General features: G+C 75.2%; 18 protein-coding genes. 8 read left to right on the top strand and 10 right to left on the bottom strand.

The window, feature by feature from the left end:
- Window positions 1-47: 47 nt before the first annotated feature.
- Complete coding sequence (locus tag ACZ619_RS36385) at window positions 48-173, bottom strand: hypothetical protein (RefSeq protein ID WP_469608401.1); 126 nt, start codon at window positions 171-173, stop codon at window positions 48-50.
- A gap of 610 nt (window positions 174-783) precedes the next feature.
- On the opposite strand from ACZ619_RS36385, the gene ACZ619_RS36380 reads away from it, so the two are divergent.
- The 3 genes from ACZ619_RS36380 to ACZ619_RS36370 all read left to right on the top strand — a co-directional run bounded on the left by ACZ619_RS36380 (window position 784) and on the right by ACZ619_RS36370 (window position 3120).
- The gene (locus tag ACZ619_RS36380; RefSeq protein ID WP_469608399.1) at window positions 784-1578 is read left to right on the top strand and encodes a pectate lyase; all 795 of its coding nucleotides are present in this window, start codon (window positions 784-786) and stop codon (window positions 1576-1578) included.
- A 205-nt stretch (window positions 1579-1783) separates the two neighbouring features.
- Window positions 1784-2368 carry a sigma-70 family RNA polymerase sigma factor gene (locus ACZ619_RS36375; protein WP_469608397.1) on the top strand — a complete coding sequence of 195 codons (585 nt, stop codon included), beginning with the start codon at window positions 1784-1786 and terminating at the stop codon, window positions 2366-2368.
- Complete coding sequence (locus ACZ619_RS36370; protein ID WP_469608394.1) at window positions 2365-3120, top strand: anti-sigma factor; 756 nt, start codon at window positions 2365-2367, stop codon at window positions 3118-3120. The genes ACZ619_RS36375 and ACZ619_RS36370 overlap by 4 nt, the downstream gene beginning before the upstream one ends.
- 31 nt (window positions 3121-3151) lie before the next feature.
- Here the strand turns inward: ACZ619_RS36370 and ACZ619_RS36365 are convergent, their stop codons facing one another.
- From ACZ619_RS36365 to ACZ619_RS36355, 3 genes are read right to left on the bottom strand one after another with little or no spacing between them, the layout of a single operon-like run.
- Window positions 3152-3517, bottom strand: a complete 366-nt coding sequence (locus ACZ619_RS36365) for an Asp23/Gls24 family envelope stress response protein (RefSeq protein WP_469608392.1) — start codon at window positions 3515-3517, stop codon at window positions 3152-3154.
- On the bottom strand, window positions 3514-4134 hold the full coding sequence (locus ACZ619_RS36360) for an Asp23/Gls24 family envelope stress response protein (RefSeq protein WP_469608391.1): 621 nt from the start codon (window positions 4132-4134) through the stop codon (window positions 3514-3516). Before ACZ619_RS36360 ends, ACZ619_RS36365 begins: the two co-directional genes overlap by 4 nt.
- Window positions 4131-4715, bottom strand: a complete 585-nt coding sequence (locus ACZ619_RS36355) for an RNA polymerase sigma factor (RefSeq protein WP_469608388.1) — start codon at window positions 4713-4715, stop codon at window positions 4131-4133. Before ACZ619_RS36355 ends, ACZ619_RS36360 begins: the two co-directional genes overlap by 4 nt.
- Before the next feature lie 260 nt (window positions 4716-4975).
- Between ACZ619_RS36355 and ACZ619_RS36350 the strand changes: the two genes are divergently transcribed.
- The 5 genes from ACZ619_RS36350 to ACZ619_RS36330 are packed head-to-tail and all read left to right on the top strand — an operon-like array spanning window position 4976 to window position 8217.
- Window positions 4976-5485: an Asp23/Gls24 family envelope stress response protein gene (locus ACZ619_RS36350; protein ID WP_469608385.1), complete on the top strand. Its 510-nt coding sequence runs from the start codon at window positions 4976-4978 to the stop codon at window positions 5483-5485.
- A 60-nt stretch (window positions 5486-5545) separates the two neighbouring features.
- Window positions 5546-5731 (top strand): hypothetical protein, encoded by a 186-nt coding sequence (locus ACZ619_RS36345; protein WP_469608611.1) that lies wholly within the window; start codon window positions 5546-5548, stop codon window positions 5729-5731.
- Entirely contained in the window at window positions 5728-6720 is a 993-nt protein-coding gene (locus ACZ619_RS36340) for a DUF6286 domain-containing Asp23/Gls24 family envelope stress response protein (protein ID WP_469608383.1), read from the top strand. The genes ACZ619_RS36345 and ACZ619_RS36340 overlap by 4 nt, the downstream gene beginning before the upstream one ends.
- Window positions 6720-7307, top strand: a complete 588-nt coding sequence (locus ACZ619_RS36335; RefSeq protein ID WP_469608380.1) for a hypothetical protein — start codon at window positions 6720-6722, stop codon at window positions 7305-7307. Before ACZ619_RS36340 ends, ACZ619_RS36335 begins: the two co-directional genes overlap by 1 nt.
- Complete coding sequence (locus ACZ619_RS36330) at window positions 7297-8217, top strand: YihY/virulence factor BrkB family protein (protein WP_469608378.1); 921 nt, start codon at window positions 7297-7299, stop codon at window positions 8215-8217. The genes ACZ619_RS36335 and ACZ619_RS36330 overlap by 11 nt, the downstream gene beginning before the upstream one ends.
- Before the next feature lie 42 nt (window positions 8218-8259).
- Here the strand turns inward: ACZ619_RS36330 and ACZ619_RS36325 are convergent, their stop codons facing one another.
- The 6 genes from ACZ619_RS36325 to ACZ619_RS36300 all read right to left on the bottom strand — a co-directional run bounded on the left by ACZ619_RS36325 (window position 8260) and on the right by ACZ619_RS36300 (window position 15068).
- Complete coding sequence (locus ACZ619_RS36325) at window positions 8260-9063, bottom strand: DUF1295 domain-containing protein (protein WP_469608376.1); 804 nt, start codon at window positions 9061-9063, stop codon at window positions 8260-8262.
- A complete protein-coding gene (locus ACZ619_RS36320; RefSeq protein WP_469608374.1) occupies window positions 9060-10373 on the bottom strand; it encodes a class I SAM-dependent methyltransferase in 1314 nt (437 codons plus the stop codon). The genes ACZ619_RS36325 and ACZ619_RS36320 overlap by 4 nt, the downstream gene beginning before the upstream one ends.
- Window positions 10370-11668, bottom strand: a complete 1299-nt coding sequence (locus ACZ619_RS36315) for a class I SAM-dependent methyltransferase (protein ID WP_469608372.1) — start codon at window positions 11666-11668, stop codon at window positions 10370-10372. Before ACZ619_RS36315 ends, ACZ619_RS36320 begins: the two co-directional genes overlap by 4 nt.
- Window positions 11665-12399, bottom strand: coding sequence for a DUF1365 domain-containing protein (locus ACZ619_RS36310; RefSeq protein ID WP_469608369.1), 735 nt, complete (start codon window positions 12397-12399; stop codon window positions 11665-11667). The genes ACZ619_RS36315 and ACZ619_RS36310 overlap by 4 nt, the downstream gene beginning before the upstream one ends.
- Window positions 12396-13685, bottom strand: coding sequence for an NAD(P)/FAD-dependent oxidoreductase (locus tag ACZ619_RS36305; RefSeq protein ID WP_469608367.1), 1290 nt, complete (start codon window positions 13683-13685; stop codon window positions 12396-12398). The genes ACZ619_RS36310 and ACZ619_RS36305 overlap by 4 nt, the downstream gene beginning before the upstream one ends.
- Before the next feature lie 627 nt (window positions 13686-14312).
- A complete protein-coding gene (locus ACZ619_RS36300) occupies window positions 14313-15068 on the bottom strand; it encodes a PaaX family transcriptional regulator C-terminal domain-containing protein (RefSeq protein WP_469608364.1) in 756 nt (251 codons plus the stop codon).
- Between the last annotated feature and the right edge of the window lie 20 nt (window positions 15069-15088).

The raw sequence follows: 15088 nt of genomic DNA, 5'->3' as shown, positions 1-15088 counted from the left end.
GGGCTGGCGGGCTGGCGCGGACAGGGTGCGGGTGTCCGCCGACGCTGTCAACCGGCCGTGCGGGGCGGGTCGTTGGGCGGGCACACGATGGGGGCCACGCCGTCGCCGGTGCGCGTGGCCCGGCAGCCGACGCTCACGCCCGCGCCCGGCGCGAGCGTGGCGTCGTACGCCATGCCGACGGCCGTCACCGGGCCGGCGGCGGGGCGGTGCGCGGCGTTCCGGCCGTGGGCGAGGGTCCGCCCGTCGCGCAGGACGGACGTGAGCCGCCGGCCGCCGGCCGCCGTGGTCCCCGCGCCGGTGCGGGTGGCGGAGGCGGTGCGCCCGGTGCCAGGACGACCGCCACCGCGAGCAGTGGCAGCAGCAGCGTGCTCAGCGGGTCGGCCAGGGCCGGACGCGGCCTGGTTCTGGGCGCGTTGAGGGTGGCACCGGGTGTGGGGGGGGCACGTCGTTGTCCCTTTCTGGGCGCGGCTCGGTGCGAGGTGCGGCGTCGTGCGGGGAACTCCCGGCATCGTGGCATGAGCACGGCCGCCATGGAAGCGCTCCCACGGCACTTTGCGGACGCTAGGGCAGCGCAGCGGCCGCCCGAACGGATAGCGCGGGAGACGTTGACTAGAAAGCGCTTTCACCCTACGTTCCGTTCAGCACCGTGACCGTGCGGCCGGAATTCGCGGCCCTTCGATCAGGTGTCAGCACAATGCGTTCGTAATGGCGATCGATATTCACATATCCGAACACCACCCGAACGTCGACAGGACCCCCCACTCGAAAGAAGGCATACGGGACATGACTTCACGAGCACGGACCAGCGCGCGAGCGCTGATGGGCGGACTGGCCGCCCTCGGACTCTCGGTTGGCATGATCATGACCGACGGTACCGAGGCGAACGCCGCGACCTGGCCGACGGCCAGCGGCAGCCAGGCCGTCACCGCGACCATCAAGCTGTCGGGCACCAAGGACTACGGGATGCTGCGCCTGTACGGCAGCGGCGACCTGGGCACCGACGGCCAGAGCGAGGACCAGGACCCGATCCTCGACCTGGCGGCCGGCACCGTCCTGAAGAACGTCATCATCGGCTCCCCCGCCGCCGACGGCATCCACTGCGAGGGCAGCTGCACCCTGCAGAACGTCTGGTGGGAGGACGTCGGCGAGGACGCGGCGACCTTCAAGGGCTCCTCGTCGTCCAACGTGTACACCGTCTCCGGCGGCGGCGCGAAGGAGGCCAGCGACAAGGTGTTCCAGTTCAACGGCGCCGGCACGCTCAACGTGTCCGGCTTCGCCGTGCAGACCTTCGGCAAGCTGGTCCGCTCGTGCGGCAACTGCAAGACGCAGTACAAGCGCACGATCAACCTCGACACCATCGAGGCGACCTACAAGGGCAGCGCGCTGGTCGGGATCAACACCAACTACGGCGACAGCGCGACCCTGAAGAACATCACGATCGTCGGCGACAGCAGCAAGAAGATCGTGCCGTGCCAGAAGTACATCGGCAACAACACGGGCGCGGAGCCGACGACCAACGGCAGCGGCGCCGACGGCACGTACTGCAAGTACGCGAGCTCGGACATCACGTACAAGTAGCCGAGCGGGCGAGACCGGTGGGAAGGCGCCCGGTGTCCGTCCGGTGTGGCGCATCCGGGCGCCGTTCCCCCGCCGAAGTACCTCGACGGCAGAGGCCGGCGCGGGTTCTGCGGGGTGCGCGCGGGGTTTCTCCGTCGTCAGGACCAATCCGGCGGTACGTCGGGTCCGGATTACGTCCGGAGATGCCCCTGCAGCGGAGGACCTTGTGAAAGAAGCCGTGTACATCGGCGCCGACCCGGCCGCGGAACCGGATCTGGAGGAGCTGGTGGGGCGTGTGGCCCTCGGCGACGAGACGGCGTTCGCGTCCCTCTACGACGCCGTGGCCGGTTCCGTGCTGGGTGTCGCCCGGGCCGTGCTGCGTGATCAGGCGCAGTCGGAGGAGGTGGCGCAGGAGGTGCTGGTGGAGGTCTGGCGGACCGCTCCCCGCTACCGGCCCGACCGCGGGACGGCGGTCAACTGGATCCTCACGCTGGCGCACCGCCGCGCGGTGGACCGGGTCCGGTCGGTGGAGGCCTCGGCCGCCCGCGAGCACCGGGCCGCGCTGCTGGAGCGGACGCCCGAGTTCGACGAGGTGACCGAGCAGGTCGAGGCCCGGCTCGAACGGGAGCAGGTACGGCGGTGCCTGCGCACGCTGACCGAGATCCAGCGGCAGGCCGTCACCCTCGCCTACTACCGGGGGCTGACCTACCGCGAGGTGGCCGAGGCGCTCGCCCTGCCGCTGGGCACGGCCAAGACCCGGCTGCGGGACGGGCTCATCCGGCTGCGCGACTGCCTGGGGGTGACCGCGTGAGCACGGCCGCCGATCTGCACCGTCTGACGGGGGCCTACGCGCTGCACGCCCTGTCCGACGAGGAACTCGTCACGTTCGAGCGGCACCTCGCGGGCTGTGAACCGTGCGAGCAGGAGACCGCCGAGCTGTCGGCCGCCGCGGCCCGGCTGGGACTGGCCGCCACCGTGTCACCGCCGCCGGCCATGCGCCGGCAGGTGCTGCACAGCGTCTCGTCGGTCCGGCAGGAGTCCCCGGGCGGGTCGACGGCGGTACGCGTGGGGCGGGCCGCCCTGCGGGGCCGCCTGCTGTCCCGGTGGGCGCTGGCCGCCTGCCTCGCGGCGGCGGCCGCGCTCGGCGGCACCACGGTGTGGCAGCACCAGCGGGCCGAGGACGCGCTGGGCCAGGCGCGGCGCGCGCGCAGCGGGAACGAGGAGATCGCCGCCGTACTGGCCGCGCCGGACGCCAGAACCCGGACCGCCGCGCTCGGGGACGGCGCCACCGGAACGGTCGTGGTCTCCCGGGACCGGGACAAGGCCGTGTTCCTCGTCTCCGGGATGGCCCGTCCCGCCGACGGCAAGGTCTACCAGCTGTGGTTCGACGACGACGGCACGATGCGGTCCGCCGGTCTGATGGACCCCGCCCGCACCGACCAAGCCGTCCTGCTGGGCGGTGCCGTCGACGGGGCCTCGGGGGTGGGTGTCACCGTCGAACCGGCGGGCGGCTCCGAGAAACCGACCTCCGCCCCGGTCGCCCTGCTGGGCTTCCCGGCCTGAGGGGCCGCGGGTGTCCCCGGGCGCAGGCCGCTCAGACCCGGCCGGTGATCGTCACCGTCACCCGGGGACCGGGCCGCCCCGGGGAGCGGGCGGCCAGGTGGGCCTCGACGGCGGAGCGGACGGCACGGGCCACGTCCACCGCCCTGGCCCGGCGCACCGCGACCAGCTGGACGTCGACGTGGCAGCCGCCGGCGCCGCCGGGGCCGTCCGGTTCCGGTGTCAGGCGGACCCCGGAGGCCGGGGCCCGGCCGGCGCCGGGATCGGGCCGGGACAGCGCCGAGCGGAGCCGGGCGGCCAGGCCGGGCTTCAGGAAGGCGACGCCCGGCACGCTCTCCACCACCCGGGCGATGTCCTCGGCCGACACGGCCCCTGCGTCGTGCGGTGTGTGCGCGGTCATGCCGTGCCCCCTTCCCGGCCCTCGGCCGTGCTGTCGACGAGATCGGTGACGCGGATGTCCACGGACGCTATGACCATGCCCAGTTCCCGGTCGGCGGCTTCCAGGACCCGCTGCCGCACGCTCTCCGCGAGCCGCGGCAGCGCGACGCCGGCGGGCGCGTGGAGGTCGAGGCGGACCTCGACCGCGCCGTCGGCCCGGCCGTCCGCGTCCACGATCCGGCAGGAACCGGCGCGGACCCCCTCGACGGTCTCGGCCGCCGAGCGGAGGGCGCGCGCGGCGACCGTCTCCATGATCCACAGGTCCTCGGCGGGTTCGCCGAGGGGAAGCGGGCGGCCGGGCCGCAGTTCGAGGCGGACGAGATCCATGACCCGGCGGGTCAGCGGCTCGGCGTCGTACGCGGCGGGCTCCGGGGTCTCCTCGCGCAGGCCGCGCACGGCGGTCTCCAGCTGTTCGAGGTGGCGTACCGCCTCCCGGCAGTGCGGGCAGACGGCCGGATGGGGGTCGTCCGTACGGCGCTCCCAGTCGTCCCAGACCTGGGACAGCGGTCGTCCGCACGGCAGCGGTTCGTCGTCTCCGTCGGGGTGGGCGTCCTCGGGCGGGTCGGTGCGGGTGGTCATCGCCAGGCCCCCAGTGCTTGTGTCAGACAACGGCGTGCACGGAAGACGCGGGCGCGGACGGCCTCCTGGCTGATGCCGACCGCGTCCGCGATGAACTCGTAGGACCGGCCGTCCAGTTCGCGCAGCACCCAGCAGGCGCGCTGTTCGGCCGAGAGCAGGTCGAGGGCGTCCCGCAGCTCGCGTACGGCGTCCCGGGCCTCGGTGATGCGGGCCGGTGAGGTGGCGTGCTCGGCCGCCGCCACCTCACCGGCCGCCTCCAGGGGCGACACCGGTCTGCGGGAACGCAGCACGTTCAGGCAGCGGTTGGTGACGATGCGGTACATCCACGTGCCGAAGGACGCCTGCCCCTGGAACTCCGGGAGCCGGCGCCATGCGTTCAGGAAGGAGTCCTGCACCGCGTCCTCCGCCTCCGCCGGGATGCCCAGCAGTCGGGTGGCCAGCCGGAGCAACGCCGGTGCGTGGCGTTGCACGAGCACCGCGAAGGCGTCCTCGTCGCCCTCCGCGGCCCGGACCACCAGCAGGTCGTCGCCGGGGTCGCGCCGGGCGTCCGGTGGTGCGGTCAGTCTGCGGGCCCCCGCCACTGGGCGGCTCCTCTCGTCCGGTCTCTCCAAGTCGGACACCGGTGTGCCGTGCCCGTGACGCACTACTTCGCCGACGCGTACGCGCACGGATGCGCACACCGGTGCGGATGTGGCCGCGGACCCGGGTGAACGGCGCGACGGCACGCGGACCGGACGTTCCGTGGAATCTTTTGCGGGCATCCGCGTCACAGCGGCGGCCACGGCGGGTCGGAACGAGCACAGGCAGCTCAGGAACGAGCAACTGCAGGAAGGACACCACCATGACCACGACCACGCAGACCGCGGCAGTCGCCGGGGAGGCCCCCGCGCCCCGGACCGGCGGCAGGACCGAGGGCACCACGGCCGTCTCCGGCGGTGCCACCGGCGCGGACCAGCCGGCCGCGGACCGCGGCCGGACGTCGATCGCCGACCTCGTCGTCGTGAAGGTGGCGGGCATCGCCGCCCGCGAGATCCCGGGCGTGTACGACATGGGCGGCGGGCTGTCCCGCACCATCGGCGCCGTCCGCGACCGGGTGCCCGGGGGCCGGCCGAACGTCGGGCGCGGGGTGAAGGTCGAGGTGGGCGAGCGACAGACGGCCATCGACCTGGACCTGGTCGTCGAGTACGGCGTGCCCGTCACCGACGTGTCCCGGGACGTCCGCGAGAACGTGATCTCCGCGGTGGAGCGGGTCACCGGCCTGGAGGTCGTCGAGGTGAACATCACCGTCAACGACGTCCGGCTGCCCGACGAGGAGGAGCCGTCCGCCCCCGCCGAGGCCCGCGTGGCGTGAGCGGGCGGCGGTTGCCGGCGGGAGCGGACGGCAGTGGACCAGGGTGAGAGGGGGACGGGCGTGAGCGCACCGTTCGTGGGGATGACCGCGGGGACGGCCCTGGCGTTCGCCGGGTACTTCGGCGGCTTCGGCGCGTTCCTGCTCGTGGGGGCGCTCGGCGGCCTCGGGTGGGCGGCGGGCCGGTGGGTCGAGGGTGGCGGCGGAGTCGTGGAGGTACGGGACGCGTTCGAGCGGAGGCGTCGGTGACCGGCGCGGCGCGGCGGGGCACCACCACGGTCACGGACCGGGCCGTGCGCAGGATCGCCGGGCGGGCGGCCGAGGAGGCCCGGCCTGGCCCGGCCGCCGCGCGGACGTCGAGGGCGGCGGCGTCCGTGCGCGGCCGCCGGGCCCGGGTCGCCCTCGACGTGACCCTCCCCTACCCGGCGCCGCTGACCGGGACGGTGCGGAGCCTGCGGGAGCATGTCATGGCGCGCACCCGGGAGTTGACCGGCCTGGAGGTGTCCGCCGCCCGCATCAGGGTCACCTCGCTCACGCCCGCGTCGGGCGGCGCGGACAGCCCGGAGTCCGGGGAGCGACCGGCTGTGCCCGCCGGCCGTACGCCCCGGCGCCTGTGGTCCCGGCGCCGTGTCCCGGCCGCGGTGCTGGCCGCCCTGGCCACCGCGGCCTTCGGTGCCCTCGCCCTGGACCTGCTCCTGGTGCACGCCGTGCACCGTCCGGCCGCCGCCTGGCGGGTCCGGGCCGTGCACTGGCTGTCGCTGCACGGGCCGGGCGACGGGTCCCTGGTCGCGGCGGGTGGTCTGACGGCGCTGCTCGGCCTGTGCATGATCGGGCTCGCCGTCACCCCCGGACTGCGCCGGCGGCCGACCGTGCACGCCCCCGCGCCGCGGGTCGTGGCCGCGGTGGACCGCTCGGCCGTCGAGGCCCTGGTGCGGGACGCGGCGGGCGAGGTGTCCGGGGTCGGTACGGTACGGGTACGCGTTCACCGGCGCCGGGTCTCGGTGCGGGCCGAGCTGCTGTTCGGGGAACGCGCGAGGGTCCGGGCCGACGTCACCGACGCCGCCGGCGAAGCGCTGGCCTCCTGCGGGCTGCGCCGGCCGCGCGGGGTGCGGGTGCGTGTCCGGCCCTCGCCGGTGTGGCAGTCTCCGGCACCGGGCTCCGGGACGGCACGGCCGACGGCCGCTCCCGTGCCCGGGGCCGGCGGGGAAGTCAGGGAAGTCATGGAAGGAGAGGTCTGATGCGGCAGTCCCGTACCGCCGTCAACCGGTTCGCCCTCGGCGGCACCGGGACGGTGCTCCTGCTCGTGGGCGGGTGGCTCGCGGCCGGCGGGACCGTCCTCGCGCGCCGGCCGCCCTCGTGGTGGCCCGGTCCGGCCGCCGGGCAGCGTGTCCTGCCGGTCGCGGAGCGGCTGGCGCGGCTGCGCGGCGAGAGCTGGTGGACGCCCTCCGTCACGGCGGCGGCGATCGCGCTGACCGTGCTCTTCGGGTGCTGGTTCCTCGCCCAGTTCCGTACCGGTCGGGCCCGGACGACGGCGCTCGCCGCGCCGGGCGGCAGCGTCCGGACCCGGGCGCTGGCCGAGGCGCTGGCGGCGCGCGCGTCCGCCGTGCCCGGTGTCGCCCGCTGCCGGGCCCGTGTCCTGCCGCGCTCCCGGCACCGCCTGGAGGTGCGGCTGCGGGTGTGGCTCGGCCCGGGTGTCTGCCCGCGGGCCGTGCTGCCCGCCCTGTGCTCGGTGACCGCCGAGGCCGAGGAGTCGGCCGCGCCCCGCGGCGCGCACACCCGGCTGCGCCTGAGCGCCGTGTCGCACCGTCTGCCCCATGTCCGCTGACCCGTACCCGGGCGAGGCCCGTCCCGCGGCCCGCCGTGGCCTGCGCACCGGGCCGCCCGCCGCCTGGTGGCCCGCGCTGCGGCGGACGCCGGTGTCGCTGTGGAACGACGACATCTCGGACTACGCGGCGGCGCTGACGTACTACGCGATCCTGGCCGTGCTGCCCGCGCTGCTGGTGACGGTCCTGGCCTTCGGCCTGATCAGCCCCGGCACGGCCGAGCAGTTCGTCACCCACGTCACCGCGTACGCGCCGGCCGAGTCGGCGGGCGACCTGCACTCCGCCCTGTCCCGGATGCTGGGCGCGGACAAGGGCGCGTGGCCGCTGCTGGTCGCCGGTACGGTGAGCGCGCTGTGGTCCTCCTCCAGCTACCTGGCCGTCTTCCGCCGCGCCCTGCACCGGATGCACCGGGTCGAGGACCGGCGTTCGCCGTGGCGGCGGGCGCATCGCATCGTGCTCACCGCGCTGGTGCTGCTGCTCCTGCTGCTGGCCGGTTCCCTCGCCCTGCTGCTGACCGGGCCGCTGGCCGAGTACCTGGGCCGGCTGCTGGGGCTGGGGACCACGGTGGCCTGGGGCTGGAACGTGCTGCGCTGGCCGCTGCTGCTCTGCCTGGTGGCGCTGCTGGTCCTCGTGGTGTTCCACACCGGTCCGGCCGCGGCGCGCCGCCGCGCGCACAGTCTGCCCGGCGGTGTGCTCGCCGCCGTGCTGTGGCTGGTCGTCTCCACCGGTTTCGCGCTGTACGCCTCCACCCTGAGCGCGTACAGCAGGCTCTACGGCTCCCTGGCCGGCGTCGTGGTCTTCCTGATCTGGCTGTGGCTCTCCAACCTCGCGCTGCTCAGCGGCGCGCAGTTCACCGCCGAGCTGGACAGGGACACCACGGCCGGCCGCGCCGGGTCCGGCCCGCCTTCGTAGCGCTCGGGCGGGCCGGACGCGCAGCGGACCCGGCCGGGCCGGTCACCCCCGCTTCGGCGGGCGGGGGAAGAAGCCGCTGGTGCGGGCCAGGTAGGCGGCGTAGCCGGGGCGGTCGGCCATGTGCCGTTCCAGGAGCCGTTTTCCGCTTCCCCTGGTCAGCAGCAGGCTCATCACCACCGGGGAGACCACGGACACGGCGGCCGCCGCCGGGGAGTCGCAGGTGAGCAGGAACAGGCCCCACCAGACGCAGAAGTCGCCGAAGTAGTTGGGGTGCCGGGTCCAGGACCACAGGCCCCGGTCCATGATCCGGCCCCGGTTGGCGGGATCGGCCTTGAAGCGGGCGAGCTGGGCGTCGCCCACCGCCTCGAAGCCGAGGCCGACCGCCCACAGCGCGGCACCGGCCCAGGTGACGGCGGACGGCGGGCCGGGGACGTACTGCGCCGCCTGGACGGGCAGGGAGACCAGCCACACCAGCGCGCCCTGCAACAGGTAGATCATCCGCAGGGCGTAGCCGTTCCGGTCGCCGGGGGCCTTCGCGAGCAGTGCCTCGTAGCGCGGGTCCTCCCCGTGGCCCCGCCCCCGGCGGGCGATGTGCGCGGCGAGCCGCAGCCCCCAGACGGCCGTCAGCGAGGTCGCCAGCAGCCGTCGGACGGCATCGCCCTCGCCGGCGGACGCGGCGAGGGTCACCAGGGCCACGGCGGTGAAGCCGAGGCCCCAGGCGACGTCCACGATCCGGTGGACGCCCGCCCGGAGCGCGACGGCGAAGGTGGCGAGCAGGACCGCGAGGGCCGCGGCGGCGGCCCAGGCGAGGTTGACCGCGAAGGCGGCCCATGGAAAGCCGCTCACGCCTTCTCCAGCCCCTCGTACCACTCGTGCGTGGTCGTCGGCATGCCGCTGTCGCCGCCGGGGCCGGGCCGGACGCCCAGGATCTGGTCGACGCCCATGCGTCCCTCCTCGAAGGCCAGCGCCCCGCCGACCAGGTAGAGCCGCCAGACCCGGGCGGTCTCCTCGCCGGCGAGGCGGACGAACGCGTCCCAGCGGTCCTCCAGGGTGCGGTGCCAGGCGGCGACCGTGCGGACGTAGTGCTCGCGCAGGGACTCGGTGTGCCGGACCTCCAGACCGGCCTCCTCCAGCAGGGCCACGGTCCGTCCCAGGGGGCGCATGTGCATGTCGGGGGCGATGTACGCCTCGATGAAGGCGCCGCCGCCGGGGGCGCCCGGGCCGCGTGACATCTGCTGCACCAGCACCCGGCCGCACGGCCGGACGAGCCGCCGCAGGGAGGCGGCGAAGGCCGGGTACTCGGCGTCGCCGACGTGCTCGCCCATCTCGACGCTGGAGACGGCGTCGTAGCCGCCGCCCTCGATGTCCCGGTAGTCCTGGCACACCACCTCCACCCGTTCGTCCAGCCCGCGTTCGCGCACCCGCTCGCGCACGTACGCGGCCTGTTCCGCGGCGAGGGTGACGGCGGTGACCAGCGCGCCGTGCCGTTCGGCCGCGTGCAGGGTGAGGGAGCCCCAGCCGCAGCCGATGTCCAGCAGCCTGGCCCCGGGCTTCAGCGCGAGCTTGCGGCAGATCAGCTCCAGCTTGGCCCGCTGGGCGTCGGCGGGTCCGAAGTCCGCGCTCTCGCCCGCCCAGTAGCCGCAGGAGTAGGCCATGGTGTCGTCCAGGAGCAGGGCGTAGAAGTCGTTGGAGAGGTCGTAGTGGTGGCTGATGGCGGCCCGGTCGCGGGCTCTGCTGTGCAGGCCGCCGCGGAGCCGGGCCTGGGAGGCGGGGGCGGCGGGGCGGGGGCCGACCACGCCGAGCCGGGCGGCGGTGGCGAGGGCGCGGGTCCGGTCGGCGGGGGTGAGCCGGGGCGGCCGCAGTCCGCGCTCGCGCTGGGCGGCCCACACGGTCCGCAGGCCCTGCGCCAGGTCGCCGTCGACGTCGAGTTCGCCGGTGACGTACGCCTGGGCCAGGCCCAGTTCGCCGGGCTGCCACAGCAGCCGGCGCAGCGCGCGCCGGGAGCGCAGCACCACCACGGGGGCGCCGGCCGGACCGCACTCGCTGCCGTCCCAGGCGCGCAGCCGCACCGGCAGCGGCCCGCCGAGCAGGTCCTCGGCGAGGGCGGCGAGCCGGTGGGCGGCACCGGTGGCCTTCGAGGGGGCGGGGGTGGTCATCGGGCGGTGCTCTCCTTCGTGAAGAGGTACTGCTGGACGTCGAGGTATCCGGCCCGGAAGCCGGCCTCGGAGTAGGCGAGGTAGAAGGTCCACAGGCGGCGGAAGGTCTCGTCGAAGCCGAGGGCCCCGACCTCCTCGGCGCGTTCGGTGAAGCGCTCGCGCCACAGGCGCAGGGTCTCGGCGTAGTGGGCGCCGAACCCGTCGCGGCGGACGAGGGCGAGGCCGGTGTGGTCGCGGACGGTCTCCTCGATGGCCTGCGTGGACGGGATGAGGCCGCCGGGGAAGACGTACTTGTGGATCCAGGTGAAGGTGGCGCGGCTGGCGACCATCCGCTCGTGCGGCATGGTGATGGCCTGGAGCGCCACCCGGCCGCCCGGTGCCAGGCGCTCCTCCAGGACGCGGAAGTACGCCGGCCAGAACTCCGCGCCGACCGCCTCGATCATCTCCACGCTGACCACGGCGTCGTACGTGCCGCGCGCCTCGCGGTAGTCGCACAGCTCGACGGCGACCCGGTCGCCGAGGCCCGCCGCGCGCACCCGGTCCAGGGCCAGGGCCCGCTGTTCCCGGGAGAGGGTGAGGGAGGTGACGTGGGCGCCGCGGGCGGCGGCCCGCAGCGCCAGTTCGCCCCAGCCGGTGCCGATCTCCAGCAGCCGGGTGCCCTCGCCGACCTCGGCCAGGTCGAGCAGCCGGTCGATCTTGCGGTGCTGGGCGGCGGGGAGCAGGTCCGGGTGGGCCGGGAAGCCCCGGAAGACGGCCGAGGAGTAGGTCAGCGTCTCGTCGAGGAAGAGGGCGAACAGGTCGTTGGACAGGTCGTAGTGGCGGCTGATGTTCGAGCGGGAGCCGTCGGGGGTGTTGCGCTCGCCGTGCGGGTGGCGCAGTGCCCACAGGTGGCGCAGCCGCTGGAGCGGGGCCGGGACCAGTTCTGCGGCGTGCGCGGCGAGCACGGTCAGGACGGCGACCGGGTCGGGGGCGTCCCACTCGCCGGCCATGTAGGACTCGCCGAACCCGACGAGGCCGCCGGTGCCGACGCGGGCGTGGAAGGCGGCCGGGTCGTGCACGTCCAGGAGCGGGCCGCCCCGTCCCAGGGTGTCGCCGCCGGCGAACCGGGCCCGCACGGGCAGCCCGCCGAGCGCCCGCCGTACGACGGCCCCGGTCACGGTACGGCGCGGCCACGACGCCCGTGGCACCGCGGCGACGTCGGGCCAGCGCGCGGGGTCCACGGCGGCGGGCCCGGAGCGGGGGTGCGCCGTGGCACCACGCTCGGGGGCGGCGGAGCGGGCTTCAGCTGTCCTCATGTCACGTTCTCCGGGGTGCGGTGGTCGTCGGGGCGGGGCTGGACGGGCAGTCCCCGCAGGTAGAGGCGTATGCCGTGGGCCCGGATCGCGGCCGACACGACGAGGGTGGACCAGGGGTGGCGCACCGCCTGCCGCAGGAGTGCGGCGGCGGTCGCGGTGCGTCGGCTGCCGCGTACCGTCGCGGTGAGGGCGCGGCCGCCCTCGCGGTCCAGGTGCACGGCGAGGTCGAGCCGCTCACCGGGACACGGCAGCCGCATGCGGTAGTGGCCGTCGACGGGGAAGAACGGCGAGACGTAGAACTCCTTCTCGGTGCGCGCGTTCCCGGACGCGTCCGGGGTCAGCAGGTAGGAGTGGCGACCGCCGTACGTGTTGTGGACCTCGGCGACCACACAGCGCGGTTCGCCGTCGGGGCCGTGGCACCAGTACAGGGTGAGGGGGTTGAACACGTAGCCGAACACCCTGGCGTTGGTGAGCATCAGCACGCGCCCGCCGTCCAGTTGCACGCCGTGCGCGGCGAGGAAGTCGTCGAGGCCGGCGCGGATGGAGGGGTGTTCGCCGGTGAAGTGGTCGCGGGCGTCGAAGCGGGCGAGCGCCCGCAGCGGGCGCGGGAGCCGGGGCGGGCGGTCGGGGTCGACGAGCCACAGGTACGTGCGGTGGCGCAGCGTGTACCGCCGGGGCCCGGTGCGCACGTGCGCGACCGTGCACGGGTAGAGGGCGGGTACGGCGGTCACCAGCGCGCTCCCAGTGCCGCGGCGGCCTCGACTCCGGAGCGGCAGCCGTCCTCGTGGAACCCCCAGCCGTGGTAGGCGCCCGCGAACGCGCAGACGGCGCTGTTCAGTTCGGGCAGGCGCTGCTGCGCGGCCACCGACTCCGGTGTGTAGACGGGGTGTTCGTAGACCATGCGGGCCAGGACCTTGGCGGGGTCGACGCGGTCCTCGCCGCCCAGGGTCACCACGAACGACTCGGCGGCGTCCAGGCGTTGCAGCCGGTTCATGTCGTAGCTGACCCGCACCCGGTCGGCGCCGGCCGCGCAGGACGGCATCAGGTAGTTCCAGGAGGCGCGGGCACCGGCGGCGCGCGGCAGCAGCCCGGTGTCGGTGTGCAGCAGGGTGGCGTTGCGCGAGTAGCGGAAGGCGCCGAGCACCTCGCGCTCGCGGTCGGTCGGGTCGGCGAGCAGGCGCAGCGCCTGGTCGGGGTGGACGGCGATCAGGACGTCGTCGTAGGACTCGGTCGTGCCGTCCCCGGCCGTGACGTCGACGCCGTCGGCATGGCGCCGCACGGCCCGGACGGGGGTGCCGGTACGGATCTCGGGGAGCTGCTTGGCGATCCGGTCGACGCACTCGTGGGAGCCGCCGCTGACCGTGCGCCACACCGGTGAGCCGGTCACCGAGAGCATTCCGTGGTGGGCCAGGAAGCGGAACAGGTAGGCGGCCGGGTAGAGCAGGGCGGTGGCGGCGTCGCAGGACCAGACGGCGGAGACGACCGGCGTCACGAAGTGGGAGCGGAAGTAGCCGGAGAACCTCTCCCGGTCCAGGAACGCGCCGAGGGTGAGCGTGCTCCCGTCCTCCTCGGCCAGCAGCCGCCGGGCCGCGCGGTGGAAGGCGGGCACCTCGGCCAGCAGGCGCAGGTAGCGGCCGCGCAGCAGGTTGCGGGGCTGGGCGAACAGGCCGGCCGGGCCGCGGGCGCCGGCGTACTCCAGGCCGCACCCCTCGCACCGCACCGACATGCTCATCTCCGACTCCTGCGTGGGGACGCCGAGTTCGTCGAAGAGCCGCAGCAGGTTCGGGTAGGTGCGGCGGTTGTGCACGATGAACCCGGAGTCGACGCGGTGCACCCGGCCGTCGTACGGCGAGGTCAGCTCGTGGGTGTGGGCGTGTCCGCCGAGCCGGTCGTCGGCCTCGTACAGGGTGACGTGACGGTCTCGGCCCAGGATGTACGCGGCGGTCAGCCCCGCCACCCCGGAGCCCACCACGGCCGTCCCACGCCGTCGCCCGGTACCCGTCGACGTCCGCTCCATCGCTTTCTCCTGCCCTAGGTGATCAGGGATCCGCACGTAATCCGGAGCAGCTCGGGCGATGGATTGGCCGGGATGCGGTTCTTTCCCCGCGGAGGTGGTGGCGGGCGGCGAGGAGGGCACCCCGGCTCGGGGCGAGCCGTCCCCACCGACGCGCACGCCCCCACGACCGCCTTCGGGCAGCCCGCCACCCCCACCCACCCGGCCACCCCCGAACCCGCCGAGACCACGCGTGCCGAATGCCCCGATTCACCCCACTTAATCCCCGACTCGACCCCCGAAAAGCCCCCGGACACCCCCTGAGCGCCACCCACCGCAAGCGCCACGCACGACGGGGCCACGGGCCACGGGCCACGAGAAACGCCTGGGCCCGCACGGGGATCCGGGGTCACCCACGAGCACCCCGGCCACGGGACGTACGGCCCACGACGGGACGTCCGGCCCCGCCCGCAGAGCCACGGCCACCCGAGCACCACCCGCCACGAGCACCACGCGCCACGCGCCGCGGACCCCGCGGGTCACCAGAGGACGTCTGGATACGCGCGAGGTTCCGGCCGCAGCGTCCGGGGTCCCGTCGGTCGCGTGAGGCCGGGTGGATCGGGCAGGGCTTTCGGCCGCCCGGGGCTCGTGTCAGGTGTCCGCGCGCTCCGCCGGTTCCCCCAACTCCGTCCGGTAGTCGGCGTATGCCGTGCGCAGGGCGTCTCCGGGCCAGTCGGGGGGCAGGAGTTGCGGGGGCAGGACGGGATCGGCGAGGAGGTGGCGTACGGCCGCCGCGAAGACGGTCAGGCGGGCGGCCGGGAGGCGGGCGGCGGCCGCGTGGGCGAGAAGGGCGCGGGCGGTGGCGGACCAGGTGGTCAACGGCCAGAGGTCGGCCGCCAGTTCGCGGGCGGGGCGGTCCGGGCGGGCGGTGTAGGACTGGGCAATGTCCGCCAGGTCCGCGGGGAGCGGGCGGGTCAGGTTGGCCGGGCGGAGCCAGACGCCCTCGCGGAGTTCGGCGAGACGGAGGGCGGTCAGCCGGGTGCGCAGCTCGGCGCGTTCGGCGGGACCGCGCCCCGTGGCCGTGATGACGAGCATCTCCCAGTCCCCCTGCCACGCGCGCGTGCGGGGCCGTACCGCCTCGTCCTGCCGGAGCTGGCGGGCCAGCAGCCGGTCGCTGAGGCCGTACACGGCGTCCTCGGTGCGGCGCAGGTCGCCGGAGGCCGTCATACGGCTGAGCGCGGCCCGCAGGGTGGATCCGCCCACCCCGAAGGGCTCGACCAGCCGCACCAGCTCCCTCACCGGCAGCCGGGGCGGATGCGCGCCCAGCAGCAGGCTCAGCACGACCGACCGGGCGGACAGCGGCCGCAGGTCGAGGCCGGCGGGCTCGGCGGACACGTTCATGCGCATGGTCACGTACTGTACGGGCG

Source organism: Streptomyces sp. NPDC104367 (genome assembly GCF_055583825.1).
Note: the sequence above shows the minus strand (reverse complement) of the source record. Positions and strands in the feature narration are given on the sequence as shown.